Genomic DNA, 26,513 nt, shown 5'->3' with positions numbered 1-26,513 from the left:
GGACGGCGCGGTGGGGAGTCATCCCGCCACCGTCCCCAGCCACTCCCGCACCGCCCGTGCCGTGGTCTCCACGTGGGTCTCCATCAAGGTGAAGTGGTTCCCCGCCACGTCCAGCGTGGTGTGCGCCGTCCGCCACGCCGTCTGCCCGCCCTCTCCCGCGAGCGCGGGGGAGAGCGGCTCCGAGGCCCGCACCAGCAGCACGGGCACCCCCAGCGGCTCCGCGTTCCATTCCGCGAACAGGTCGCCGTACCAGCTCATCGCCGTCAGCCGGGTGAAGTCGAGCCGTGCGAACGCGCTCTGCCGCTCGTGCAGCCCTTCGACGAGCACGTCGCGGAACGCGGTCGCGGCGAGCGAGGAGTTCAGGATGGCGGGCGCGTAGCTGTCCAGCAGGACCACCGCGGCCGGGGGAGTGCCGACTGCCTCCAGCAGACCGGCCACCGCGTGCGCGATCACCCCGCCGGAGGAGGACCCGACCAGCACGAACGGGCCCCCGTCCGCGCACTCCAGAGCGCGCTCCGCGTGCGCTTCGACCAGCGCCTGTACGGTCGGCGGCAGCGGCGCGGACTTGTCGAATCCGGGGTTGGGCAGGGCCCACACGGGGCGCTGCCCGCGGAACGACGAGGCGAAGCGGGCGTATTCGTGCGCACCGCCCAGCGCCACATGGGAGCTCACGCACACCAGCGCGGGCCCGGAGCCGCCCGAGCCGAGCCGAACCGGCTCGACCGGAGCGATGCCCCGGGGCCGGAGCCGGGCGGCGCTGTGGAGGAAGGCGAAGGCCTCATCGGTACGGCCGTCCGCGCATGCCTCCTGGAACAGCGCACCGAAGACATCCGGGCCCTCGTCCGCCCCGTCCGTGGCGGCGGCCCCGTCGCTGTGGTCACTGGCGTCGGCGAGTCGCTCGGCCAGGTGACCGGCGAGCGCGACGGCCGTGGGGTGCTCGAAGACCAGCGTGGTGGGCAGCCGCAGCGCGGTGGCCTCGCCCAGCCGGTTGCGCAGTTCCACGGCGGTCAGGGAGTCGAATCCGGCCTCGGCCAGAGGCTGGGAGAGGGCGACCGAATCGGGGTCGGTGAAGCCCAGCACGGCGGCGACCTCCTGGCGCACCAACTCGACGAGCACCTCGTGCTGTTCGGCCGGCGAGCGGCCTGCCAGGCGCCGGCGCAGTGACGTCCGGTCCGCGCCGGCCGTGGCGGCGCGCCGCGCCGGACCGCGCGCCAGACCCCGCAGGAGAACCGACGAGGTGTCGCGCAGGCGGCTGCGGTCGAAGCGGGCGGCCACGAGTACGGCGTCGTCGTGCGTTCCGGCCAGGCCGAGCGCCGCGTCGAACAACGCCGCGCCCTGCTCCGGGGTGAGCGGACGCACGGCGCCCTCGGTGAGCCGGCGGCGGTCGGTCGTGGCCAGGCCGGCCGCGAGCCCCGGGCCGTCGTCCGGCTGCTCCCACAGGCCCCAGGCCACCGAAACTCCCGGCAGACCCTGCCCGCGGCGCTGCTGCATCAGCGCATCCAGGAAGGCGTTGGCCGCCGCGTAGTTGGCCTGCCCGGATCCGCCGAGGACCCCGGCCAGGGAGGAGAAGGTGACGAACGCGGCGGGCTCGTCGCCCCGGGCAAGAACCAGCTCGGCCAGGTGCGCCGCCGCGTCGACCTTGGGCCGCAGCGTCGCGGCCAGCCGTTGCGGCGTGAGCGACGTGATCACGCCGTCGTCCAGTACGCCGGCGGCATGGATCACCGCCGTCAAGGGCCGGTCCAGACTCTTCAGCAGCGTGGCGAGGGACGGGCGGTCGGCCACATCGCAGGCGGCGGCCGTCACCTCGGCGTCCCAGACGGCCAGCTCCTCCGGCAGTTCGCCCGCGTCGCCGGTGCGGCTCGCCAGCAGCACATGCCGGGCGCCGTGTTCCACGACCAGATGCCGGGCGATGACCTGGCCGATCATCCCCGTGCCGCCGGTGATCAGCACCACGCCCTCGGGGTCGAGCCGGGGCGGCGGTGGGATGGGGGCCCCGGCCCCCGCCCGGGTCAGACGGGGTGTGAGCACGGTGCCCGCCCGCAGCGCGAACTGTTCCTCGCCGGGCCCGGCCGCTTCCATGGCCGCCGCCAGCATCCGCCAGTCCTCCTGCGAGGAGGCGTTGTCGAAGTCCGCCAGCACGATCCGGCCCGGGTGCTCCGACTGGGCCGAGCGGGCCAGCCCCCACACGGCCGCGTGCACCGGGTCGGTCACCTTCCCGACGCCCGCGCCGACCACCGCGCCCCGGGTGGCGAGCACCAGTCGTGACGAGGACAGGCTCTCCTCGGCCAGCCACTCCTGGATCAGTCGCAGAGCCTCGCCGGTGGCGCGGCGCACCGCCTCGGCCAGGGGGATCCGCGGCGCCTGCGTGCACGGCGCCAGCACGTAGTCGGGTACGGCGTCGCCCGCGGCCACCGCCGCGGCCAGAGCCGCCACGTCCGGGTAGGTCCCGGCGGAGACTCCATGCCCCACCACGGCCCAGCGATGGCCGCCCGTGTTCCGGTCCAGGGCGGGCAGAGGGCTCCATTCGACCCGCAGCAGGGCGTCGCGCGCGATGCCGGACTGCGCGATCCGCGGTTGCGCCGGGCGGGTCTTGAGCGCTCCGACCGTCACCACGGGCGCCCCGGACTCGTCGGTCGCCGAGAGGGCCACCTCGCCGTCGGCGCCACGGCGCAGCCGCACCCGCAGGAGGGAGGCACCGGTCGAGTGCAGCCGCACCCCGCTCCAGGCGAACGGCAGCCGCAACTGCCCGGCGCTCGCCTCGATGACGTCGGGGTGCAGACAGGCGTCCAGCAGGGCCGGATGGATCCCGAACCCCTTGTCCCGGCCGGCGTCGGTCGGCAGCGCGACCTCGGCGAACACCTCGGCCTTCCGCCGCCACATGGCGCGCAGCCCCTGGAACGCGGGACCGTAGCCGAGGCCACCGTCGGCCAACTGCTCGTAGATTCCGTCCAGTTCGACGGGTTCGGCGTCGGCGGGCGGCCAGGCTGGCGCGTCCTCGGGGCCGGACGGGTCCGTGGCGGGAGTCATGGCGCCTGCCGTGGCCGTGGTGAGGAATCCCGTGGCGTGCCGGGTCCACATCGGGTCGTCGTCGGCCCCGCCCTCGCAGGCGTGGACACCGAAGGGCCGGCGCCCTGTCCCGTCCGGTTCTCCCACGCGGACCTGGACCCGCACCTCGCCGGTGTCGGACTCCGGCAGCACCAGCGGTGTCTCGATGACGAGGTCGTCGAGGACGTCCATGCCGACCTCGTCGCCCGAGCGCAGCGCCACCTCCACGAAACCGGTGCCGGGGAAGAGGACGGATCCGCCCACGACGTGGTCGGCGAGCCAGGGCTGGGACCGGGGCGAGAGCACGCCGGTCAGGAGCACGCCGTCGCCGTCCGCGAGACGCACGACCGCGCCGAGCAGCGGGTGGGCGGCCGAGCGCTGGCCCCAGGAGGCCGGGTCGCCGGATGAGGGACCGACATGCAGCCAGTGCCGTTGCCGCTGGAAGGGGTATGTCGGCAGGTCCACGGTCCGGGGACGGAGGCCGTCGAAGGCGGCTGTCCACTCCACGGTCACACCCCGGACCCAAGCTTCGCCGACGCTCGTCAGGAAGCGGTCCCACCCGCCGTCGTCACGCCGCAGCGAGCCGGTCACCACCGCCGCGTCCTGCGCCACATCGGTGAGGGCGGCCGTCAGCACCGGGTGCGAGGAGACCTCGACGAACGCGGTATGTCCTTGTTCGGTCAACGTGCTCACGGCGTCGGCGAACCGCACCGGCTGCCGCAGATTCCTCAGCCAGTAACCGGCGTCCATCGTCAGCGGGTCGGTCGGCTCCCCGGTCACCGTGGACACCAGCGGCACCCGGCCCGGCCGGGGCGCGATCCCGGCCAGGTCAGCCGTCAGCCGCTCGGCGAGTACGTCCATCGCCGCGGAGTGCGAGGCGTAGTCGACCGCGATCCGCCGCGCTCGCACACCCCGCTGATCACACTCCGCCAACAGCCCTTCCACAGCGGCTACTTCACCAGAGACCACCACCTGGGACGGGCCGTTGACCGCGGCCACCGACACGCCCTCCGTGAGCAGCTCCTCCACCCGCTCGACCTGCAACGTCACCAACGCCATGGCCCCGGGTCCGGCCAGCTCCGCTATCGCCCTGCTGCGCAGGCACACCACCCGCGCCGCATCCTCCAGCGACAGCACTCCGGCCACGCAGGCGGCGACGATCTCGCCCTGTGAATGGCCCACCACCGCGGCCGGCTCCACCCCAAAGGAGCGCCACAGCGCGGTCAGCGACACCATCACGGCGAACGACGCGGGCTGGACGACATCGACCCGCTCCAGCGGCGGCGCACCGGGGGCACCGCGCAGAACATCCGTCAGCGACCAGTCCACGAACTCCGACAACGCCGTCTCGCACTCGGCCAGCCGCGCCGCGAACACCGGAGAGGCGTCGGCCAGCGCCACGCCCATTCCCGCCCACTGCGCGCCCTGCCCGGGAAAGACGAATACCGGCCTACCGCTCCTGACGGTTTCCGCCGCCACTCCGGCGACCACATGATCCGCCCGTTCACCCCCGGCCAGCGCCTTCAGACCAGCGGTGAAGTCCCCGATCACCACGGCACGATGCTCGAACCGTGCCCGGCCGGTCACCAGCGACCATCCCACGTTCACCGCGTCGACCTCACCGGCATCGGCCAGCGGCGAGAGCGCCGCCGCCTGGTCCCGCAGCGCCGTGGCGCTCCGTCCCGACACCACCCACGGCACCACGGCCGCTGACCCGGTGGGCTCGGGCCCCTGGCCGGCCGGATTCTCCACAGGCTCCTCGGGCGGCGCCTGTTCCAGGATCAGGTGCGCGTTGGTGCCGCTCGCGCCGAACGCCGAAACGCCGGCCCGCCGGGGCCGTCGGCCCGTCGTGGGCCACGGCCGGGCGTCCGTCAGCAGCTCGACGTTGCCTGCCGACCAGTCCACCAGCGGCGACGCATCGTCCACGTGCAGCGTTCTCGGCAGCACCTCATGGCGCATCGACATCACCATTTTGATGACGCCCGCGACACCGGCCGCGGCCTGGGCGTGCCCGATGTTCGACTTGACCGTGCCCAGCCACAAGGGCTGGTCCTCCGTGCGCTCCTGCCCATACGTGGCGATGATCGCCTGCGCCTCGATCGGGTCGCCGAGCGTGGTGCCCGTACCGTGCGCCTCCACCACGTCCACATCCGCTGCCGAGAGGCGGGCATCTGCCAGGGCCTGCCGGATCACCCGCTGCTGCGCGGGGCCGCTCGGCGCGGTCAGACCGTTGGAGGCGCCGTCCTGGTTCACGGCGGAGCCCTTCACCACGGCCCACACCCGGTGGCCGTTGCGCCGCGCGTCCGACAGCCGTTCCAGCACCAGCAGTCCCGCGCCTTCGCCGAACGTGGTCCCGTCGGCCTTGTCCGAGAACGGGCTGCACCGCCCACTGAGGGACAGCGCCTGCTGGCGGCCGAACTCGATGAACGGCGAGGGGGTGGACATCACCGTCACCCCGCCGGCCAAGGCCATCGAGCACTCCCCCTCCCGCAGCGACCGTGCCGCGAGATGCAGCGCCACCAGCGACGACGAGCAGGCCGTGTCCACCGTCAACGCGGGACCCTCAAGGCCGAGGGCGTACGCGAGACGACCGGAGGCGACGCTGCCCGCGCTGCCATTGCCGAGGTAGCCCTCCAGGCCCTCGGGTGCCGGGCGGCCCAGCAGCCGCGCGCCGTATTCGCCGGCCATGGCTCCGATGAAGACGCCGGTGCGGCTGCCCTTCAAGGAGGGCGGAGCGATGCCCGCGCGCTCACACGCTTCCCAGGCGCACTCCAGCAGCAGCCGCTGCTGCGGATCCATGGCCAAAGCCTCGCGTGGGCTAATGCCGAAGAACGCGGCGTCGAAGCGGTCGGCACCGTCGAGGAAACCCCCGGTGCGGGCGTAGCCGGTGCCCGCCTGCCCCGTGTCCTCGTCGAAGAGCCGCGTCAGGTCCCAGCCCCGGTCGTCGGGGAAGGCACCCACGGCGTCCGATTCCTCGTCCAGCAGCTGCCACAGCCCCTCCGGCGAGGTGACTCCGCCGGGGAAGCGGCAGGCGATTCCCACGATGGCGATCGCGCTGTCCGCCGTGCCCGCGTCGTCCGTGCCCGTGCCCGCGGCGCCCGCGTCATGCGTGGCCGTTGTGGCCGTCCCGCCCGAGAGCTCGGCCCCGAGATGCGCCGCGACGGCCACCGGCGTCGAGTAGTCGTAGACGAGCGTCGCCGGGAGCCGCAGACCGGTGGCTTTGACGAACCGGTCACGCAGCCGCACGGCCATCCCTGAGTCGAACCCCAGGTCCCGGAAGGCGACATCCGCCGCGACCGCCGCCGACTGCCCGAGCACGGCGCCGACTTCACCCCGGACCAGATCGAGCAGCACCTCATCGCGTCCGTCCGCCGGCGCCTCGCTGAGCCGTTGCGCCCACTGCTCGGCATCGCCTTCCTCCGGGTCACCGCTCTCCACCGCACGCGACAGCACCAGCCGCGCCGGTGCGTTCGCCAATGCCGGCCGCATGACTTTGCCGAGTGCGGTGCGCGGGAGTCGGTCCACCTCCCATACCTCGTGGGGCACCTTGTAGTACGACAGCTGCGCACGGCAGGCGTCGATGAGCTGTCCGGCGTCGAAGCCCCCGGGGCCGGGAACCACGAACGCGGCCGGGATCTCGCCCAGCAGCGGGTGAGGCTTGCCCGCCACGGCGACCTCTGCGACGCCGGGCAGCGGGGCGATGACCGCCTCGACCTCGCCGGGGTGGATGTTCTCCCCGCCGCGGATGATCAGCTCCTTGACCCGTCCGGTGATGGTCAGGAAGCCGTCGTCGTCGATGCGGGCCAGGTCGCCGGTGCGGTACCAGCCGTCGCGCAGCACCTCGGCGCTGGCCGCGGGATGGCCGTGGTAACCGAGCATCACGGCCGGGCTCTTGACCCAGGCCTCTCCCTCGGCGCCGGAGGGCGCCTCCTCACCGGTGGACGAGTCGAGCAGACGGAGGGTGAGGCCGGGGACGGGCAGTCCGCAGGAGCCGGGGACACGCGGCCCGGTGGGGGCGTTGGCTGCTATGGGGCCGCCCGTCTCGGTGCTGCCGTAGCTGTCCAGGAGCCGTACACCGAAGGTGTCTTCGAACTCCTCGTGCAGCCCGGCCGGGCAGGCGGCGCCGGCGACCATGCAGACCCTCAGGTCGGGGGTGCCCAGGCCGGTGTCCCCGGCTGTTCGGAGCAACTGCTGGTAGACCGTGGGAACGGCGCAGAAGAAGGTCGTCCGGTCCTCACTCAGCGCGGCGACCACCTCGTCAGCGGCCAGGCCGTCCACGATATGCGCGGTGGCGCCGACGGCGACGACACCGAGCACGCACAGGTTGTGCGCCACGGTGTGGGACAGCGGCAGCGGCCACAGCACCCGGTCCGCCTCGTCGAGGCCGAGCACGGGCGAGTAGCAGGCGGCCACGCCCCACAGGGACATACGGTGGGTGGACAGCACGCCCTTGGGCTTGCCGGTGGTGCCGGAGGTGTACAGCATCCACGCGACGTCATCCAGACCTGCGTCGTCCCGGGCGGGCACCGGCGGCTCGCTGCCGACCAGAGCGTCGAACAGCTCGACGCCCTGGGGCGCCGCCCCGTCCCCGGTCACCACTACCCGGAGCCGCGGGTGCCCGGCGCTCAGCCGCAGCACCTGCTCCAGGTGCGTGGGGTCGGTGATCAGCACCACCGCGCCGCTGTCGACGAGCAAGTGCTCCAGCTCGTCGTCGGTGGCGTGCGGGTTGAGCGGCGCGCCCACGGCGCCGGCCCGCGCGATGGCGAGGTAACTCTCCACCATCTCCAGGCAGTTGCCGAGCAGCAGCGCGGCTGTCTCACCGCGGCCCAGGCGCAGATGGGCAAGATGACCGGCGAGACGACGGGTGCGCCGGTCGAGTTCGGCGTAGCTGACGGCTCGCCGCGCGTCACGGAACGCGATCTTGCTGCCGAGACGTTCGGCATGGGCCGGCAGCAGTTCGTGAAGGGGCCTGATGAGTTCGGTGCGCAGCATCTGCTGCCCCCGCCTCTCTGGTCGCTGTTCCATGGGTCGGGCGGGGTTCAGTACAGACCCTCGGGCGTCTCCGAGCTGATCTGGAGCGGCTGCACATTGGCCACGCCGTCGCACGGCCACTGCTCGGAGGTCCGGAAGCGGATCGCCTGGTCCCTTTCGAGGATGTTGGGCAGGAACAGGTCCTCGTGCAGCACGGTCAGCCGCACCCGGCCCACCTCGTCGTAGTCCACGACACGGCTGGGGTCGGCCTTGTCGACCACGGACATGGTGATGTGGGGATAGTTCGGTACGTACGGGAGAGTGGCGCCCCCGTCGGGCGAGGCGATGCCATTGGCGCAGCCGAGGGTGTTGCCGTAGGTGGTGCCGATGATGCCGCCGGGCATGGCCTCGGAGAACCTGCGGTAGGCGTCGGAGGTGAACTGGGTACCGCCGAGATAGACCCCCGAAAGGTCGGCCATCAGATCGGGGCGCCGGTTGATGAGGGCGTGCACCGTGGCAGGAGTACTGCGCAGGTAGTCGACGGAGCAGGTGTCGAGGATGTCGGTGATCTGCTCGACGACGTGATCGACGTACTCCTCCATCTCGACCAGCCGTCCACCGCGGATGAGTTGCTTGATCCACCGTGTGTCGAGGTCGATGGAGTACACGGTGGACCCGCACATGTCGGCGAGGTAGTCGGTCTCTTCGCCGACGATGTGCGGCCCGGAGGGACAGGCGTCGATCCAGGTGGCGCCAGGGCGGAACCCGGACGTCCGCCAGCCGTGGAGACGCCAGGCGGCCCAGTGCGCAGACATGTCCCGGGTGTAGAAGACGCGGGAAGGCCTGCCGGTGGTGCCACCGGATTCCCAGACGCGGCCGCCGAGGGGACGCGGGACGGCGGTCGGGACGAGATCGGCCGGGTCGAGGTCCCGGAGGGCGGTGAGATCGAAGTGGCCGAACGCGGCCAGGTCCTCGTAGCCGGTGAGACCCAGCGGGTCGAAGTCGAGCTCGGTGCGGCGCTTGAGCCAGTAAGGGGATCCGTGTTCGGGGTCGAAATGCCGCCGCAGCACGCGACGCGTCCACGCGTCGAGGTCCTGGGCCAGCCAACCATCGGTCAGCGACCTCGACACTTCCGTGCTCATCGTCACCGTCATGACGGCAGTATCAACGGGGACCGAATAGGGAATTCCCTAGTGCGCCGCGCTGCCGGACGAGGCCCCGGGACGGCGTGCCTAGTGTGGGTGCGCAACGACGTTCCAGCGGGAACGCGGGTCCGAGTCCTGCATCATCCCCTCGCGTGAACCACTCGCCGTGTGCACCTGTGCTTGCCCCTGGAACGCCCCTTTCGAGGAGATCCGTGATGGCCATGGAGACAGAGACCGCCGATGTCGTCATCGTCGGCGGCGGCCCCGTCGGGCTGTTGCTGGCATGTGAGCTGGGCATGACCGGGCTGCGGCCGGTCGTCCTCGAGCGGCTGCCCGACCACAGCTCGGAGATCAAGGCCAACGGCCTGGTCGGCCAGGTGGTCCGGTTCCTCGACCACCGTGGCCTGTACGAGCGGTTCGGCAGCGTCGCCGACGTGCCCCAGCCGGTCCCGGGCTACCTCTTCGGCGCCATCCCGCTGAACCTGGGCGTGCTGGAAACCAACCCGATGACTGTCCTGCCAGTGACGCAGCAGCGCATCGAGCAGGTGCTGACGGAACGCGCCCGCGAGCTCGGCGTGGAAATCCGCCGCGGGCACGAGTTGACAGACTTTCAGCAAACCGAAGACCGGGTGACCGCCCAGGTCCAGTACGCCGACGGCACCTACGAGTTGCGCGCCCGCCACCTCGTCGGCTGCGACGGCGGGAAAAGCACCGTCCGCAAGCTGGCCGGTATCGCCTTCGCGGGAGAGACCGGCTGCGACCTGGTCTCCCGGGCCGCGTACGCCACACTGCCCGCGTCGATGCTGGACCCGGACACCGGCGAGCTCGACGTCCCCGGGTACGGCCGGATCAGCCCGGTGTTCACCTTCACCCGCACCTCGCACGGCATCTTCGCCTTCGCGGCCCTGCCGGACGGCAACCACCGCCTGCTGACCCTCGAATGGGGCGCCCCGCCGGAGGGCGAGGAGGCGCCCTTGGCGCTCGACGACATGCGCGACAGCGTGCGTCGCGTCCTCGGCACCGACGTGCCCCTCTCCCCGCCGTCCGGGCCCGGCCCGCACATGCTGCGCCGCCTCGTCGGCCGCAGCACCCGGCTGGCGGAGCGCTACCGCAGCGGCCGGGTGTTTCTCGCGGGGGACTCTGCGCACGTCCACTCCGCCGTCGGTGGGCCGGGACTCAATCTGGGCCTCCAGGACGCCGCCAACCTCGGCTGGAAACTGGCCGCACAGATCCACGGCTGGGCGCCGCCCGGCCTGCTGGACAGTTACCACGCCGAGCGATACGCGGCCGGGCGGCGCGTCTTCATGCACACCCAGGCCCAGACAGCGCTCATGGTCCCCGGACCGGAGGTGACCGCCCTGCGCGAACTCTTCGGCGAGCTTCTGCACTCCACAGACAACATCCGGCGCATCGCCGACTTGCTGGCCGGCGACGACGTCCGCTACGAGACGACAGCGGCACACCCTCTCGCCGGGCGGTTCGCCCCGGACCTCGCCCTGGAAACCGGCGGCGGCCCGACACGGCTCGCCGAGCTCATGCGTGCCGCCCGGCCGATCCTGCTCGACCTCGCCGGGGAACCGTGCCTGGCGGAAGCGGCGACGGACTGGAAGGACCGGGTCGACGTGGTTGCCGCCAGTTGCCCGCAGCCGCCCGCGGCCGCGCTGCTGGTCCGACCCGACGGCTACGTCGCGTGGGCGGCCGCCCACGACGAGCCGTCCGGCCAGGTCCGGGACGGTCTCCGTCGCGCGCTGGCCGACTGGTTCGGCGGCAGCGACTCCAGCGCGACTCCCACCGGCCGTACGCGTCCGAACCAATGAGCCGTGATCGCCGGCCTTCCAGATCCGGGGCCCGAGGCCCTCGACCTGGAAGGCCGGCGATCACGACAGCAAGTACCTCCAGCAAGCCCCACGACGCGGGCGACCCTCGGCACGCCTTCGACCTGCCGGACCATGGACTCGTTCGCATAAGGGGACAGTGACGTGCGCGCACGCGGCATCAACTACGACACCGGGTTCCTCCCCGGAGCGCAGCTCACCCGGAAGGTCTTCAGCCCGGAAGCGGTCCGGCGCGAAATGGCGGTGATCGCCGGCGAACTGCACTGCGACGTCGTACGTATCTCAGGGCGCGAACCCGAACGCCTGAGCGTGGCAGCCCGATACGCCGCGGAGGCCGGCCTCGAGGTCTGGTTCGCACCCTTCCCCGTCGACCTCCCGGCTGAGCAGCTACTGCCCTTCTTTGCGGACTGCGCTCGGCGTGCCGAAGCCGTACGGCGGACCGGCGCCGAGGTGGTGTTCGTGACGGGGTGCGAGATCAGCGTCTTCTGCGGCGGCTTCGTCCCCGGCGACACCTTCGGTCGCCGCATCTACACCATGGCGTACGACACGGCATGGTGGTCCGACCTCGGCCGGATATCGGAGCGTGTCAACAGCCTCCTCGCCGAAGCCGCCGCCACCGTGCGCGCACACTTCGGAGGGCAGGTCACCTATGCGTCCGGCCCTTGGGAGTCGGTCGACTGGGCCACCTTCGACCTCGTCAGCATCGACGCCTACCGTGCCGCCCACAACACCGATACCTTCCGTACCCATCTGCGCGAGTCCTTCCACCACGGCAAGCCAGTCGCCGTCACCGAATACGGCACCTGCGCCTACCGCGGTGCAAGTGACCTCGGGGGCATGGCCTGGGATCCGCCACCGGGGGCACTGCCCGACGAGGATGAGCAGGTCCGCTATCTCACCGAGCTGCTGACGGTCTTCGAGGAAGAGGGAGTGGACACCGCCCTGTGGTTCTCCTTCGCCAACTACGACAAGCCCGGGGAGCGTGACATCGCCTCCTACGGTGTGGTCCGCATGCTCGACGAAACCCGCTGGGAACCCAAGAAGGTCTTCCATACGATGGCGGACAGGTACGACCGCAGCTGACACTCCGGACACCACGGGTTGGGCCCGAGGCCGGAGCAGTCAAGCCGCGGCCGCTCATTCTGGTTCTTGTCCCTGACCCGTGCGGGAGCCGGACCTGCCACGCACCCCACTGAACTACGGTCGGGCCGTGAATGAAGACGCAGTGGACGCGGATGTTCTTGTAGTCGGCTACGGCCCTGTGGGACAGGTGCTGTCGATCATGCTCGCCCAGCGCGGCTGGCGTGTGACCGTGGTCGAGAAGTACGTCGAGCCCTACAACCTGCCCCGGGCGGTCTCCTTCGACCGTCACGTCGGCCGCATCCTTGGCACGATAGGCGTCGCCGACGCGCTCGCCCCGGTCTGTGAGCCGACCAAGGATTACGTCGTGATCAACGGCGACGGGCAGACGCTGATGCACTTCGAACTGAACCAGGACGACCGGTACCGCTGGCCGGAGGCGATCTCTTTCTACCAGCCGGGCTTGGAGTCCGCGCTGGTCGAGCGCGGCGCGCAGCTGTCCAACCTGCGCTTGCTGCGCGGCTACGAGGCCGTCGGCCTGACCGAGAAGGACGACTCGGCGCGGCTCACCGTCCGTGCGGCGGCCGGCGAGCAGGTCCTCTCCGCCCGCTGGCTGGTCGGTTGCGACGGAGCCAACAGCTTTGTACGCAACCATCTGGGCGTCTCGGTTTCAGCCTCCGACTATGCCGCCGACTGGATGGCGTGCGATGTCATGCCGCACGACCCCGAGGAATTCCCTTCGCAGAATGTGCAGGTCGCCGACCCGGTCCAGCCCCGCGTCGATCTCTCGGCCGGACCGCGCCACAGTCGCTGGGAATTCATGCGGCTGCCCGATCAGTCCTTCGAGGACTTCGACACCGTGGAAAACGCCTGGCGTCTACTGACCCACTTCGGGGTCAACCCCGACAACGCGACGCTGCAGCGGTACGTCGCCTACACCTGCCTGGGACGCAACGCCGACCGCTGGCGTTCGAGCGACTCCGGCCGGGTCTTCCTCGCAGGCGATGCCGCCCATGTGATGCCCCCGCACGCCGGCCAGGGCATGTGCACCGGTATCCGGGACGTGGCGAACCTGGCCTGGAAGCTGCACCTGGTCCTCGCCGGCTCGGCCGGCGAGGAACTGCTCGGCACCTACGAGGCCGAGCGCCGGCCCGACGCCCAGCGAACCGTCGACATGTCGGTGAACCTGGGCCAGCTCATCGGCACAGTCGACCCGACCGTCGCCGGCTACCGGGACAGCGTCCTGCTGGCCGAACGCGGATCGGACGACCCTCCTTCGCGCGACCCGGAGGCGTTTGCACGCCCGGGGGAGGAGGCGTTGAAGGCCGGGCTGTTCCAGCACGCCGCTGACAGCCTGTTCTCCGGACGGGACAGCCGGATCGTTCCCCAGGCACGCACCAGTCGTGCGGACGCCGGTGAGCTGTGCGGTGGCGACCTCGTCCTGCTCAGTCTGGAAGACCCGCGGACCCTGGTGGAGCCGGCCCTGGCCGAGCGGCTGGGCAGGCTGGGCGGCTCGATCGTCCACCTGACTCCCGATGTCGATATCGACGGCACCTACACCACCTGGCTGAAAGAGGCTGTGCGGGCACCGGCCGCGCTGGTCCGCCCCGACTTCCACGTCTATGGCGCCGCCCGCACCCGCACCGAGATGACCAAGCTGCTGAATGGCCTGCTGGAGGACATATCGGCCCTCCCCTGAGGGCTGTCGGCGCTCGACCTCGCCTTTCGCTCTTACGACTGGCGCAAGCGCGAGGTCCGGTCAGACGAAAGAAGCCGTGACCTTGCCCGGGGGAAGTAGCAGGGTCACGGCTCTTCGGCCGCGGGGGACGGCCGGTCATGAGGCCGGATCAACCGGCGGGTCTCCCGAAGGAGACCGGTTCACTCCGCGCGCGGATCCCAACGGAACCGCCGCACCGCCACCACCGCACCGACCACGCCCCACAGGAGCAGGACCCCGAGGTCCCGCCAGGGGAGGCCGGTGTGGTCCGTGGTGAACGCGCGGAGCAGGGCGTCGTTGAACGGCTTCACCGGCAGTGCGCCGGCAACGCCGTTCAGCAGACCGGAGTGGATCGGCATGTACGTGCCCGAGATGAACACCAGCGGGAACAGGACGAACTGCACGACCGACGGCGCGGCCTCCGCGTTGCGGATCAGCGACGCCACCGCGACCCCGAGGGCGCAGAAGGCGGCGGCGCCGAGCACCAGCGTCAGGGCCAGCGCGAGCAGCTGCGAGGAGGCGGGCAGCGAGACGCCGTAGAGCCGGCCGACCACGGTGATCAGCAGGACGTCGACGACGCTCACGACGACGCAGTGCGCCAGGAGACCCACGAAGTACGCGGACGCGGGCAGCGGTGTCGCCCGCACGCGTTTCAGCATCCCGTTCTGGCGCCGCGCCGCGAGCACGATCGCCAACTGGCTGTAGCAGGAGCCCAGGACGGACACCGCGGCGATCGTCGAAACGTAGTACTGCAGCGCGGACCGGCCGTAGTAGAACTCGCTCTTGCCGATGCCGCCGAACAGCCCGCCGAAGATCGCGATGACGACGACCGGGAAGACGAACGTGAAGAACGCGCTCTGCGGATTGCGCCAGAACGTCAGCTGCTCGTAGCGGATCTGATGCCACAGCAGGGCGAGTCCGCGGCGCTGGACCTGCCGGCCCGCAGCGCGGGGAACGGCGATGCTCACGATGCGCTCCTTTCCAGCATGAGTTCGGGCGCACTCTGGTCCTGGGCGGTCAGGCGCAGATAGACGTCCTCCAGGCTCGGCCGGTCGACCGTCAGCCCGGCGAGTACGGTGCCGCGCCTGAGCGCCCAGTCGGTGAGCTGGTGCAGGGTGCCGGTCGGCTCCGCGGACTCCACGGTGACCAGGCCGTCCTCGTCCGGCTCGGCGGCCACCGGCAAGTCGGTGACCGTGCTGCCGGGCGGCAGCGCGAAGCGGATCCGAGCCCGCGCGGTGTTACGCCCCCCGAGGGTCGTGGGGGTGCCCTCGGCGACGATCTGTCCGGCGGAGATCACGGCCACCCGGTCGGCCAGCTCCTGAGCCTCCTCCATGTAGTGCGTGGTGAGCAGGATGGTGGTGCCCGCGTCGCGCAGGGTCCGCACCAACTGCCAGGCGCCGCGGCGCGCGTTCGGATCGAATCCGGTGGTCGGCTCGTCAAGGAACAGCAGGCTCGGGTTCCCGATCATCCCCAGCGCCAGGTCCAGGCGCCGCTTCTGGCCGCCGGAGAGCGTGCGGACCTTCTTCTTCTCCTGCCCCGCGAGGTCGACCAGGTCGATCACCTCGTCGACGTCGCGCGGCGCCGGGTAGTAGCCCGCGTTGCGGGCGATGGTCTCGCGGACGGTGAGGTAGGGCTCGACCGCGATGTCCTGCAGCACGAGCCCGATCCGCTCGCGCAGGGTACGTGCCGTGGACCTGTCGCCCGGGTCGAGGCCGAGGACGTCGACGTGCCCGCCGTCCCGGGTGCGGAACCCTTCGAGGATCTCCATGGTGGTGGTCTTGCCGGCGCCGTTGCGACCGAGCAGCGCGAAGATCTCCCCGTGCTCGACGGTGAAGCTCACCCCGCCCACGGCCCGCACCGCGCCGTAGGTCTTGTGCAGGTCTTCGACGACGACCGCGCTAGACATGGCGGTCACCCGCCGTCCGGTGCGCGTACGGCGACGTCAGGCGTGGACGCACGTGACCTCCAACGTCAGGTCGAGATGGCGCCCGGCCATCCCGCGGGCCGCGGTCACACCGAACTCGGTACGGTCGACGCGGGTGGTGGCCCGGACGGTGAACCCGTTGGCGGTCACCTGCGCGTGCACGATGGACAGGCTCGCGGACCGGGAGACCCCGCACGCGGTGAGCGTGCCGGAGACGGACGTGGTGTCCACCCGCTCGGAGACGAACGTGATCAGCGGGTTCCGGTCGGTGTCCAGGAACTTCGCCGACCGTACGTCGCCGTCCCGCTGGTCGTTGCCGGTGCTGAAGCTCGCTGCGTCGATCTCCACGCGCAGACGCGACTCCGACAGCGGCTCGGCCACGTCGACCGTGCCGCCCCGGATCGCGAACGTTCCGTGCACGGGCCTGAGGCCGAAGAGGTGTCTGCCCTTGAACGAGATGGACGAGCTCTTTGTGTCGATCGTGTAGCGACCGAGCCGGGGAGTCGTCGTGGTGGGGTTGCCTGTTGCATCCATGCCCTCATTCCACGGCAGCCGGCCCGTCGCGCGGCAGGGCGAGCGGTCGGTTCCCGGAGCGACGAACGGCTGGTCGTCGCGGGCCGCATGCGACTTTCGTAGGGTCCGCACGAGGCGGAGGTACCGGATGATCACAACGCGGGCGGGGTGGTAGCGCGGATGGCCTACGGTAAGCGTCATGACTGACGGACCGTGGCACCGCCGGCACTGGGTGGCCGTGGACGTGGCGATCGCGGCCGGCTTCGCGCTGCTCGACACCGGCACCACGCTGATCGGCGCCAGCTGGTGGCCGGACCGTCCGGACACCCTCGCCTGGGTCATGCTGGGTGTGCAGGCGCTCGCCTGCGCCTCGCTGGCCTTCCGCCGCGTCGCCCCGCTCACCGTCGTCGGCGTGTTCGGCGCGTTCACGGTCGCCCTGACGCTGCTGATCTCACCGGCCGGCGTGCTGACGCCCGCCCATGACACCAACGTGTGGGCCCCGTACGCGACCCTGGTGGCCGCCTACGGCCCGTTCTTCTACCAACAGAACCGCCGCACGGCGTTCCTCGTGCTCGCCGCCTTCACCCTCGTCATCATGCGGCCCTGGGAGCCGTCGGTCACCGTCATGACGATCGGGCTGCTGCGCACCGCGGTCGGGCCGCTGCTGGCACTGTACTTCGACGCCCGCCGGCGCATCGTCTTCGCCCTCGTCGAACGGGTCGAGCGAGCCGAGCGGGAGCGCCACCTGCTCGCCGAACAGGCCCGCGCCGAAGAACGCGCGCGGCTCGCCGGGGAGATGCACGACATCGTCACGCACCGGGTGAGCCTGATGGTGCTGCAGGCCGGAGCCCTGCGGGTGACGACGCAGGACGACGGGACCCGGCAGGCGGCGGAGGAACTGCGCGCCGCGGGCTGCCAAGTCCTTGAGGAACTGCGGGACCTGGTCGGTATCCTGCGCACCACGCCCGAGGGTGACCAGACGCCCTCGGTGGGGGGCTTCGCCGACCTGGTCGCCGAGTCGATGGCGGTGGGCACACCGACCGAGCTGATCGAGGACGGCGACCCGGCCCTCGCCTCACCGGTGGTCGGGCGCACCGCCTACCGCGTCCTGCGCGAGGCGCTGACCAACGTCCGCAAGCACGCGCCCGGCGCCCGGGTGACCGTGCGGGTGGAGTACGACGAGGCTCAGGTGCGGATCACGGTCCACAACAGTGCCCCGACCGGCAGAGCGAGCAGCGCCCTCGCGGGCACTGGTTCCGGCATGGGTATCGCGCATCTGCGCCGGCGCATCGAGCTCGTGCACGGCACCCTGCGTGCCGGACCCTGTTCCGACGGCGGGTTCAGTGTCGAGGCGACGCTGCCCGCGTACGTCCCGACCGCGGAATCGGCGGTGTGAGCGTGGCCCGAGTAGTGGTGGTGGACGACGAGCCCATGGTGTGCGTGTTCCTGCGCACCATTCTCGACTCGGCCCAGGACCTGGAGGTCGTCGACGTGGCCCACGACGGCGCGGACGGCATCGAGGCCGTCCGGCGCAACCGCCCGGATGTCGTGCTGATGGACCTGCGCATGCCGGGCATGGACGGGCTGACCGCGATCGAACGCATCAACGAGCTTGCACAGCCGCCGAACATCGTGGTGCTGACGACCTTCGACGCCGACCAGTACGTGCTGCGTGCCCTGCGGGCCGGCGCGACCGGCTTCCTGGTCAAGTCGACCCCGCCGGAGGAGCTGATCGGACTCGTACGGACGGCTGCCCAGGGGCACACCGTCCTCTCGCCGTCAGCCGCCCGTCGGCTCATCGCCGCGTCGACGGACAGTCTTTCGGCCCGCGACCGCGCACGCGAGCTGGTCGCCTCGCTGACCGAGCGGGAGGTCCAGGTCCTGGCCGGCCTCGGCGTGGGCCTGTCGAACGCGCAGATCGCGGCCCGGCTGTTCCTCTCCGAGGCCACGATCAAGGGCTATGTGTCGCGGATGCTGGACAAACTGGGCTGCGTCAACCGTACCCAGGCCGGCCTCCTCGCCCACGACGCGGGCATCATCGGCTCGTAGGGCCCGGCATCGCCACTCCCGGCCTGCCCCGCGGTGGAGCTGGTCGGCCACCGGCGTGGTGACGGCGAGCTGCGGGACTCCGTACACCAGCGCGCTCGCGTACCCGCGCGTGCAGCAGTGCCGCGACCACCTCTGCGTCGAACTCCGCCGGCGCCTCGAGGATCGCGCCCTTGGCGACATGGTCACCAGTCCACCGGGCGACGGCGCCGAGGATCGGGGGAAACACCCAGAGTTCTGGCCCAGGGCCCGTCCGCGGGTGCGCGCGTCTCCGGCTCGCGTGAATAGTGGCGGCACAGGTGACCGCCCGGACGGGCTTTCGCCCCGCTCGGCCAGATGACCCAGGAGCTTCGCCCATGGACCCAGTTGGTTCCGCAGTCCGGCCGGCCGCCGTGGTGCTCGGCGCCGGCGGCTTCGTCGGCCGCGCCGTGTGCGCCGCGCTGCGCACCGCCGGCTGGCCCGTGGTCGCCGTGGTGCGCCGAACACAGAGCCGCGACCTGCCGGCCGGATGCCGGGCCGTACCCCTCGACGTTGTCCGCACCGACCCCGGCTCCCTCGCCGCCGAACTCGCCGCCCTGCGGCCCGGCACGGTGGTGAACGCGGCGGGCGCCCTGTGGAACGTCACCGACGATGAACTCGCCGACGGCAACGTGACCCTCGTCGAGCGGCTGGTCGGCGCCGTGTCCGCGCTGCCGGAACCCGTCCGTCTGGTGCACATCGGTTCGGCGTACGAGTACGGCGCCCATCCCGGGCAGCCGCGACTGGCCGAGACGCTGCCGGGCCGCCCGGCCAGCCGGTACGCGCAGACCAAACTCGCCGGCACGCGGATCGTTACCGCGGCCGTCGCCTCGGGACGAGTCGACGCCGTCGTGCTGCGGATCGCCGTCGCGGTCGGGCCGTTCGCCTCCCGGCACAGCTTGCTCGGCGGCATCGCCCACCAACTCGCCGAGCGGCCCAGCGAGTTGCGGCTGCCGCTGATCAGCGGTGTGCGGGACGTCGTCGACGTCAGGGACGTGGCCAGGGCCGTGCTGAGCGCAGTGCGTGCCTACCGGGTCCCGCCCGTGGTCAACATCGGCTCGGGTGTCGGCGTCCGCCTCACCGACGCGGTGGACGCGCTGATCCGGATCGCCGGATCGAACGCGGCCGCCGCCACGGTCGTACGCAGCCCCGCACCCGCCGTGCGCCGCGACGCCGGGATCGGTGAACAGCCCCTGGACATCGGCCTGGCACGCCGGGAACTCGGCTGGGTTCCGGCCCGCACTCTCCCGGACGCGCTCCAAGCCCTGTGGGACAGCGTCGGGCACGGCACCACGGCATCACCCTCGACTTTCGCAGTGGACGGAGAGAGCATTCATGGCTGATACGGACGTGCAGTCCATCATCGAGCAGACGCGGAAACTCCACCGGGACCGGGAGGCCTCCGGGCAGGACTTCGTGCCCGGCATCACGCCGATCCTGCCCTCAGGCGCGGTCCTCGACGAGGACGACCGCGCCGCGCTGGTGGAGCAGGCTCTGCGGTTGCGCATCGCCTCCGGCGCCGCCGCGCTGCGCTTCGAGCGGCTGTTCGCGAAGACGATCGGTGTCCGCAAGGCGCATCTGACCAACTCGGGATCGTCCGCCAACCTGCTGGCGCTCTCTTCACTCACCGTGCCGGAACTGGAGGACCGCCGGCTGCGCCCCGGCGACGAGGTCATCACCGTGGCGGCGGGCTTCCCGACCACCGTCAACCCGATCATCCAGTGCGGACTGGTGCCGGTCTTCGTCGACGTGGACCTCTGTACGTACAACACGACGATCGAGCGGATCGAGGCGGCGATCGGTCCGCGCACCAAGGCCATCATGATGGCCCACACCCTCGGCAACCCGTTCCAGGCCGCCGAGGTCGCCGAGTTGGCGAAGGACCGCGACCTGTTCCTCGTCGAGGACAACTGCGATGCGGTCCTGTCCACCTACCAGGGGCGCAACACCGGCACGTTCGGCGACTACTCGACGGTGAGCTTCTATCCGGCCCACCACCTCACCATGGGCGAGGGCGGCTGCGTACTGTCCAACACCCTGGAGCTGGCGCGGATCACCGAGTCGATGCGGGACTGGGGACGCGACTGCTGGTGCGAGCCCGGCGAGGACAACAAGTGCCTCAAGCGCTTCAACTACCAGATGGGTGATCTGCCGCACGGCTACGACCACAAGTACATTTTTTCGCACGTCGGTTACAACCTGAAGGCGACGGACATCCAGGCGGCGCTCGGCCTGAGCCAGCTCGCCAAGCTCTCCGACTTCGTCGACGCCCGCAAGCGCAACTGGCGGCGGCTGCGGGAGGGGCTTGACGGGGTCCCCGGCCTGTTGCTGCCCGAGGCCACGCCTGGCAGTGACCCGAGCTGGTTCGGCTTCGTCATCACGCTGACCGAGGACGCCCCCTTCAGCCGCCCCGAACTGGTGGACTTCCTCACCGAGCGCCGCATCGGCACCCGGCTGCTGTTCGCCGGCAACCTCCTCAGGCACCCCGCGTACCGCGGCGTGGACCACCGGGTCAGCGGCGAGCTGGCCAACAGCGACATCATCACGGAGCGGACGTTCTGGCTCGGCGTGTATCCGGGCATCACCAGCGAGATGACCGACTACATGATCGCGTCCGTCCGGGAGTTCGTCGAGAAGCACAGCTGAGCCGCCGGCGGCGGGCCCGGGTCAGCCCCGGGTCAGCCGCACCAGCCGCTCCACCAGCCGTACCGGGGTGGGCCGCCGCAGGTTGTCCTCGCGCAACCGCCAGGCGGCCCGCAGGTGGCCGGGCCGGTCCAGCAGCTCCTCGACCGCCGACCGGATCGCCTCCCGCGTGGCGAGGTGCCCGGGCAGCTGCCGTCCGGCGCCCGCCTCGCTCATCCGCTCGGCGACCCGGGCCTGCTCGGAGGCGAAGGTGACGGCCAGCTGGGGCACCCCCGCGGCGAGCGCGGTCATGGTGCTGCCCGCCCCGCCGTGGTGCAGGACGAGATCACTGTGCGCGAGCAGCGCGCTCAGCGGGCAGTTCTCCAGCACCCGCACCGACGGGGGCACCTCCCCGAGCGCGGCCACGTCGTCCGGGGTCCCGGTGAGCACCACCTCGGCGTCCAGACCGGCCAGTGCCGCGACGATGCGGGGCAGCAGGTACGAGTCGGCGCCCGACATCGAGGTGAGCGCCGTCGACCAGGTCACCGCGATCCGCGCGCCGCGTGCCGGCTCGTCGAGCCAGTCCGGCGCGATGCCGCCCCCGTTGTACGGGACGAACCGCACCGGAAGCCGGGAAGCCTTCACCGGCGGCTCCAGCGCGCCGGGGCAGGGGTCGATGACGTACTCGATCGAGTCGGCCCCGAACGGACCGTGACCGTACCGCTCGAAGGACCCGCTCACCTCCTCGGCCAGGATGTCCGGGCCGTCGGCCTCGTGCGTGCCGACCGGGCCCCACAGGGCGAGCACGGCCGGCACCCCGAGGTCGCGGGCGGCGAGCGGCCCTTCCGTGCTCACCGGGTCGTGCACGACGAGGTCCGGCCGCCAGCGGCGGGCGAACCACACCGCCCGGTCGTGCCCCTGCGCGGCGCGGCGCGCGTACTCCGGCTCGGTCGTGCGCCGGTAGTCCGCGAAGTCGAAGTCGCCGAGCGCGGACATCACCGCGCCGGTGACCGGGTGCAGCGGCAGCCACGGATACGGCCAGTTCCCGCTCAGCGCCTCCCGCACGTACGACATCCGGTTGTGCACGGCGACGTCCATGCCGTCCAGAACCGGCACCGGCTGCAGGCCCGCCCGGGTCACCGAGTCCGTCTGCGAGGGCGCGCACAACACCCGCACCTCGTGTCCGCTCGCCCGCAGCGCCCAGCCCAGCGGCACCATCGAGGCGTAGTGCGTCGGCCAGGAGGACACGGAGAACAGCACGCGCATGGAACACCCCTGTCGATGGTGTGTCGTCGACGGCGCGGCCGCTCTGCGGGCCGGGCACGGGTAACGCCGCGATCCTGCCCCATCGCGGTGACGACCAGAGAGGTCGTGACGCTCTCCGGGCGCAGTCTGGGGAAAATCGCAGACTCCGGGTGCCCTTCGGCCGTGGCCGGAATCGATGTGAGACATATGGGATCCGCTGAGGCCGGTCTGCAGTGGCCGGCCCCTGGACTTCAGTGGTGGGGGACCCCATGCAGCCGATGCCGCACATCGCACGCACGTCACGCAGCTCTCCGACGACCCGCACCCCGACAACGGAACACGGGGGCCGCCGTGGCTGACGCCGAACCGATCGGCATCGGCGTCCTGGGTGCGGCCGACATCGCCTGGCGCCGCACCGTGCCGGCCCTGCGCCGCTGTCCGCTGGTGCGCCTGGTGGCCGTGGCCAGCCGTACTTCCGACAAGGCGCGGGCGTTCGCGGACCGGTTCGGCTGCGAGGCCGTGACCGGCTACGAGCGGCTCCTGGAGCGTGCGGACGTTCGGGCCGTCTACATCCCGGTGCCGAACGCCCTGCACGAGAAGTGGGCAGACGCGGCCCTGCGGGCCGGCAAGCACGTCCTGGTGGAGAAGTCGCTCACGGTGAGCGCCGCCGCGGCCACTGACCTGGCCCGAACGGCGCGTGAGCGGGGACTGGCGTTCATGGAGAACTTCGCCTTCCTCCAGCACACCCAGCACGAGCGGGTCCGCGAATTGGTCGCCGACGGCGTCATCGGGACGCCCAGGGTGTTCAGCGGCTCCTTCGGCATCCCGCGGGCCGATCCAGGGCTCATCCGCTACAGCCGTGAACTGGCGGGCGGAGCCTTGCGCGAGACCGGCTGCTACCCCGTCCGCGCCGCCCAGCTCTTCCTCGGCGCTGACATCGAAGTCCTCGGCGCCCGGCTGCGGTTCGAGGAGGACGGCGGCGTGGACACGGCGGGCTCGGTGCTGCTCGCCGACGGCGCGGGCGTCACCGCCCAGTGCGACTTCGGCCTGGACCACGCCTACCGCAACACCTACGCGATCTGGGGGAGCGAGGGCCGTATCGAGGTGGACTGGGCCTTCACCCCGCCACCCAGGACACGGCCCGTGCTGCGGCTGCACCGGGCGGACCGCCGCGAGGAGCGGGTGCTGCCGGCCGCCGACCAGTTCCTCGGCGCGGTGACCGCCTTCGCCGAGGCCTGCGCCGATCCGATGGCCCACGAGTCGTACTCCGTCGCCGCGGTCCGCCAGGCCTCGCTGCTGGAATCGATCATGACGCTGGCCGGCGGTCCCGAGGGCACCGCCCGGAGCCGGGCCGCAGGGCCCGGATCGAGGAGTGCCCATGTCCCTGCGTAGACCCCCGGTCACCCTCACGGACGCCGGCCCCGTCGGCGAGCGACCCGGACAGCACGTGCTGTGGCTGGGCTTTCCCGCGTACGGGCACATCAAGGCGACCCTCGGAATGGTCGAGGAACTGCTGCGGCGCGGCCACCGGGTCACCTATGTGGTGGCCGACCGACTCGCCGGCCATGTCGCGGGCACCGGCGCACGTGTGGTGCCGTACGCCTCGGTGTTCCCGGAGTCGATCGCCGCAACCGAGACCGCGACGACGATGCTGCTGGCCTTCCTCAGGGAGAGCTTCGCGCCTCTCGAGGCCGCCCTGGGGGCCGCGGCCGCCGACCCGCCCCAGCTGGTCGTGCACGACGCGCTTGCCTCCGACACGGCGGCCGCAGTGAGCAGGAGACACCACGTGCCGACCGTGCGCACGTACGCCGGGTTCGGCACCAACGAGCACGTGCCGCAGAACGGCACCGAGGCGGACCCCGCGCACGCGCCGGCCGACCCGGACGACCCCCGGCTGCGCGACCTGGCCGGGCAGCTGACCGCCCGCGTCGAGGCGGCCGGGGTGGCCGACCAGTTCGCCGGCGGGCTGGCGAGCGGCGACGACGCGGCGGTCAACATCTCGTTCGTCGTCCGGGAGTTCCAGATGAGGGGGGAGACCTTCGGCGACGACTACCTCTTCGCGGGACCGTGCCTGCGCGCGGCGGACTTCACGGGACCGTGGTCGCCACCGCCGGGCGCACCACCGGTGCTCCTGGTTTCGCTCGGCACTTCGGTCAACCGCCGCCCGGACTTCTTCCGCTCCTGCGCCGAGTCCTTCGCCGGAACCCCGTGGCACGTCGTGATGACGCTCGGCAACGGGGTCGATCCGTCGGACCTCGGGACGCTTCCGCCCAATGTCGAGGCCCACGCCTGGCTGCCGCACCTGGCGGTGCTCGAACACGCCACCGCGTTCGTCTGCCAGGGCGGCACCGGAAGCCTGATGGAAGCGTTCCACCAGGGCGTACCGGTAGTCGTCGTGCCGCAGCAGCCGGACCAGGGCGCCATCGCCCAGCAGGTCGTCGACCTCGGCGTGGGTCGGTCGGTCAGCCCCGGCGACCTCGATGCCCACACCCTGCGCTCCGCCGTCGAGGCGATCGCCGCCGACGCCGAAATCCGGTGCCGGGTGGAGGAGTTGAGCAGGAGTGTCCGTACCGCCCCGGGGGCCGCCGCGGTTGCCGACCGGCTGGAGGCGATCATGGCCGGGGCCGGGGCCGATGCGGAACAGCGGCCCCGAGTGCGGCCCCGGTGATCTCCCGGGGCCGCACCCGGCCTCACCCGGCGGCGCCCACCGGGTCCAGGGCCTCGGGCGGGATCGACGGGACGGCCCCGGCCCGCGCGGCCCGGTCCAGCAATGCGCGGACCGCCACGTAGCCGTGCGGGCCCAGGTCTTCGGTGTACTCGTTGACGTACAACTCGATGTGCCGCTTCTGCACCTCGGGGGCCATCTCCTGTGCATGCGCCCGCACATGGTCCCGTGACGCTTCGGGGTCGGCCCACGCGTGCCGGACGGAACCCCGGATCGCCTCGGTGATCCCCGAGAGCCGCGCGGCACCCAGGTCGCGCCGGGCGACGATGGCGCCGAGCGGGATGGGCAGCCCGGTCTGAGCCTCCCAGGCCTCTCCGAGGTCGACGAGGCGATGCAGGCCGTACTCGTGGAAGGTGAACCGGGCCTCGTGGATCACCAGGCCCGCGTCCACCTCGCCGTCCCGGACCGCAGGCATGATCCGGTGGAACGGCATCGTGACGGTGCGCACCTCACCGCCCCCCAGCGCCTCCCGTGCCCAAAGCCGGAACAGCAGGTACGCCGTGGAGCGCTCGGTCGGAATCGCGACCACGCGGCCCTCCAGGGCGGCAGGCTCGCACGGGGTGCGGGTGAGCAGCAGGGGGCCGCAGCCGTGGCCGAGCGCGCCGCCGCAGGGCAGCAGCGCATAGCGGTCCAGGACGTACGGCAGCGCCGCGTACGAGATCTTCAGTACGTCCAACTTGCCCTGCGCGGCGAGGGAGTTGGTGACGTCGATGTCGGCGATCGTGACCGCGGGCGCGGGCCTCCCGGGCAGCAGCCCCGTCGACCACGCGTGGAAGACGAAGGTGTCATTGGGGCACGACGAGTGGGCGAGGGTCGGAGGGCTTGCCATGACGCTCCTGGAGTCGGTTGGTCAGCAGGTCAGGTCCCAGAGCCCGAGGTATTTGTTGGGTGAGTTCTCGGGGATGCGCTCCAGCGGCTGCCCGAGACCGAAGGGCGGCAGCGCAAGGTCGAGCTTCGCGTGTCTGAGGCTTGGTCCGTCCATCCGCTCGAAGTTGGAGAACTCGCCCCGCTCCAGGGTGGGATCGCTGGTGTAGCTGGTGGTGAGGAGCAGCCGGGCCGAGCGGCGGAACCGCTCCAGCGCGGGAAGGATCATGTCGTTCGGCAGATGGATGAATACATCACGGCAGATCAGCAGATCGGCCGGGCGCAGCTCGTCGGCCGTGATGTCGACGACCTCCAGCCGATAGCCGCGCCGCCGCAACTCGGGCCAGGTGGCGCGCTCGTGGACGTCGTAGCCGATGTAGTCGACCCCGCCGAGATCCAGCGTGCTCATCCACGCCAGATCGCCGCAGCCGGCGTCGTTCAGCGTCGTCACACGGTGCGCTTCGAGTATCGTCGAGAGCCCCTTGCGGACGAGCTGGGTGTGCGGCTCGCTGGAGCCCCAGCCGCAGATCGTGTCGGGGGCCTGGTCGGGCCATCCCCGTGAGAAGACGGCCAGGCCGGAGTTGCGCTGGGGGCGGGGCTCCCACGTGTCGGCGCGACCTACTGGGTTGCTCACGGCGTCTCGCTCTCCGTCGGGACCGGGTTGTCGGCCCCACGGCAGCACGGGGCCCGCGAGCGGATCCACAACAACAGGCAGAGACCAGGTGTTCTCCCGAACTGCGCGGCGGACCGCAGGAACGGCCTG

The 26,513-nt window shown here is 71.7% G+C and carries 17 protein-coding genes; 9 read left to right on the top strand and 8 right to left on the bottom strand.

Translation table 11 applies throughout. The features are described from left to right. Positions 1-18: 18 nt before the first annotated feature. Together QF035_RS13080 and QF035_RS13075 are read right to left on the bottom strand one after the other, a co-directional pair. Positions 19-8,070, bottom strand: a complete 8,052-nt coding sequence (locus QF035_RS13080) for a type I polyketide synthase (RefSeq protein ID WP_307520380.1) — start codon at positions 8,068-8,070, stop codon at positions 19-21. 14 nt (positions 8,071-8,084) lie between these two features. Then, positions 8,085-9,170 (bottom strand): arylcarboxylate reductase, encoded by a 1,086-nt coding sequence (locus QF035_RS13075; RefSeq protein WP_307520379.1) that lies wholly within the window; start codon positions 9,168-9,170, stop codon positions 8,085-8,087. Positions 9,171-9,376: 206 nt separating this feature from the next. Between QF035_RS13075 and QF035_RS13070 the strand changes: the two genes are divergently transcribed. The 3 genes from QF035_RS13070 (at position 9,377) to mhpA (ending at position 13,775) form a co-directional block, all read left to right on the top strand. Beyond that, positions 9,377-10,978 (top strand): FAD-dependent monooxygenase, encoded by a 1,602-nt coding sequence (locus QF035_RS13070; protein WP_307520378.1) that lies wholly within the window; start codon positions 9,377-9,379, stop codon positions 10,976-10,978. Between the two features lie 162 nt (positions 10,979-11,140). After that, positions 11,141-12,079, top strand: a complete 939-nt coding sequence (locus tag QF035_RS13065) for a hypothetical protein (protein WP_307520376.1) — start codon at positions 11,141-11,143, stop codon at positions 12,077-12,079. Between the two features lie 127 nt (positions 12,080-12,206). After that, positions 12,207-13,775 carry a bifunctional 3-(3-hydroxy-phenyl)propionate/3-hydroxycinnamic acid hydroxylase MhpA gene (gene mhpA, locus QF035_RS13060; protein WP_307520375.1) on the top strand — a complete coding sequence of 523 codons (1,569 nt, stop codon included), beginning with the start codon at positions 12,207-12,209 and terminating at the stop codon, positions 13,773-13,775. A 179-nt stretch (positions 13,776-13,954) separates the two neighbouring features. On the opposite strand, the gene QF035_RS13055 is transcribed toward mhpA, so the two are convergent. Genes QF035_RS13055 through QF035_RS13045 form a run of 3 tightly spaced genes read right to left on the bottom strand, consistent with a single transcriptional unit; the run spans position 13,955 to position 16,431 of the window. After that, the gene (locus QF035_RS13055) at positions 13,955-14,761 is read right to left on the bottom strand and encodes an ABC transporter permease (protein WP_307520374.1); all 807 of its coding nucleotides are present in this window, start codon (positions 14,759-14,761) and stop codon (positions 13,955-13,957) included. Then, the gene (locus QF035_RS13050; protein WP_307531089.1) at positions 14,758-15,699 is read right to left on the bottom strand and encodes an ABC transporter ATP-binding protein; all 942 of its coding nucleotides are present in this window, start codon (positions 15,697-15,699) and stop codon (positions 14,758-14,760) included. Before QF035_RS13050 ends, QF035_RS13055 begins: the two co-directional genes overlap by 4 nt. A gap of 36 nt (positions 15,700-15,735) precedes the next feature. Beyond that, positions 15,736-16,431 carry a YceI family protein gene (locus QF035_RS13045; RefSeq protein ID WP_307520373.1) on the bottom strand — a complete coding sequence of 232 codons (696 nt, stop codon included), beginning with the start codon at positions 16,429-16,431 and terminating at the stop codon, positions 15,736-15,738. Here QF035_RS13045 and QF035_RS13040 point away from each other — a divergent pair. The 4 genes from QF035_RS13040 (at position 16,430) to rfbH (ending at position 20,940) form a co-directional block, all read left to right on the top strand. Beyond that, positions 16,430-17,626: a sensor histidine kinase gene (locus tag QF035_RS13040; RefSeq protein WP_307520372.1), complete on the top strand. Its 1,197-nt coding sequence runs from the start codon at positions 16,430-16,432 to the stop codon at positions 17,624-17,626. The two genes, QF035_RS13045 and QF035_RS13040, sit on opposite strands and share 2 nt — an antisense overlap. Then, positions 17,623-18,279 (top strand): response regulator, encoded by a 657-nt coding sequence (locus QF035_RS13035; RefSeq protein ID WP_444968432.1) that lies wholly within the window; start codon positions 17,623-17,625, stop codon positions 18,277-18,279. The genes QF035_RS13040 and QF035_RS13035 overlap by 4 nt, the downstream gene beginning before the upstream one ends. 353 nt (positions 18,280-18,632) lie before the next feature. Then, the gene (locus tag QF035_RS13030; RefSeq protein ID WP_307520369.1) at positions 18,633-19,637 is read left to right on the top strand and encodes an NAD-dependent epimerase/dehydratase family protein; all 1,005 of its coding nucleotides are present in this window, start codon (positions 18,633-18,635) and stop codon (positions 19,635-19,637) included. Then, positions 19,630-20,940, top strand: coding sequence for a lipopolysaccharide biosynthesis protein RfbH (rfbH, locus tag QF035_RS13025; protein WP_307520368.1), 1,311 nt, complete (start codon positions 19,630-19,632; stop codon positions 20,938-20,940). Before QF035_RS13030 ends, rfbH begins: the two co-directional genes overlap by 8 nt. A 21-nt stretch (positions 20,941-20,961) precedes the next feature. On the opposite strand, the gene QF035_RS13020 is transcribed toward rfbH, so the two are convergent. Next, complete coding sequence (locus QF035_RS13020) at positions 20,962-22,182, bottom strand: nucleotide disphospho-sugar-binding domain-containing protein (protein ID WP_307520367.1); 1,221 nt, start codon at positions 22,180-22,182, stop codon at positions 20,962-20,964. Positions 22,183-22,512: 330 nt separating this feature from the next. Between QF035_RS13020 and QF035_RS13015 the strand changes: the two genes are divergently transcribed. Further along, positions 22,513-23,553 (top strand): Gfo/Idh/MocA family protein, encoded by a 1,041-nt coding sequence (locus tag QF035_RS13015; RefSeq protein WP_307520366.1) that lies wholly within the window; start codon positions 22,513-22,515, stop codon positions 23,551-23,553. After that, positions 23,540-24,829 carry a macrolide family glycosyltransferase gene (locus QF035_RS13010; protein WP_307520365.1) on the top strand — a complete coding sequence of 430 codons (1,290 nt, stop codon included), beginning with the start codon at positions 23,540-23,542 and terminating at the stop codon, positions 24,827-24,829. The genes QF035_RS13015 and QF035_RS13010 overlap by 14 nt, the downstream gene beginning before the upstream one ends. A 22-nt stretch (positions 24,830-24,851) precedes the next feature. Here QF035_RS13010 and QF035_RS13005 read toward each other — a convergent pair whose 3' ends face one another. Then, positions 24,852-25,715, bottom strand: a complete 864-nt coding sequence (locus QF035_RS13005; RefSeq protein WP_307520364.1) for a 1,4-dihydroxy-6-naphthoate synthase — start codon at positions 25,713-25,715, stop codon at positions 24,852-24,854. Positions 25,716-25,736: 21 nt separating this feature from the next. After that, positions 25,737-26,384, bottom strand: coding sequence for a class I SAM-dependent methyltransferase (locus tag QF035_RS13000; RefSeq protein ID WP_307520363.1), 648 nt, complete (start codon positions 26,382-26,384; stop codon positions 25,737-25,739). Positions 26,385-26,513 lie beyond the last annotated feature (129 nt).

Origin of the sequence: Streptomyces umbrinus, assembly GCF_030817415.1 — a bacterium.
GTDB classification, from domain to species: Bacteria; Actinomycetota; Actinomycetes; order Streptomycetales; family Streptomycetaceae; genus Streptomyces; species Streptomyces umbrinus_A.
Note: the sequence above shows the minus strand (reverse complement) of the source record. Positions and strands in the feature narration are given on the sequence as shown.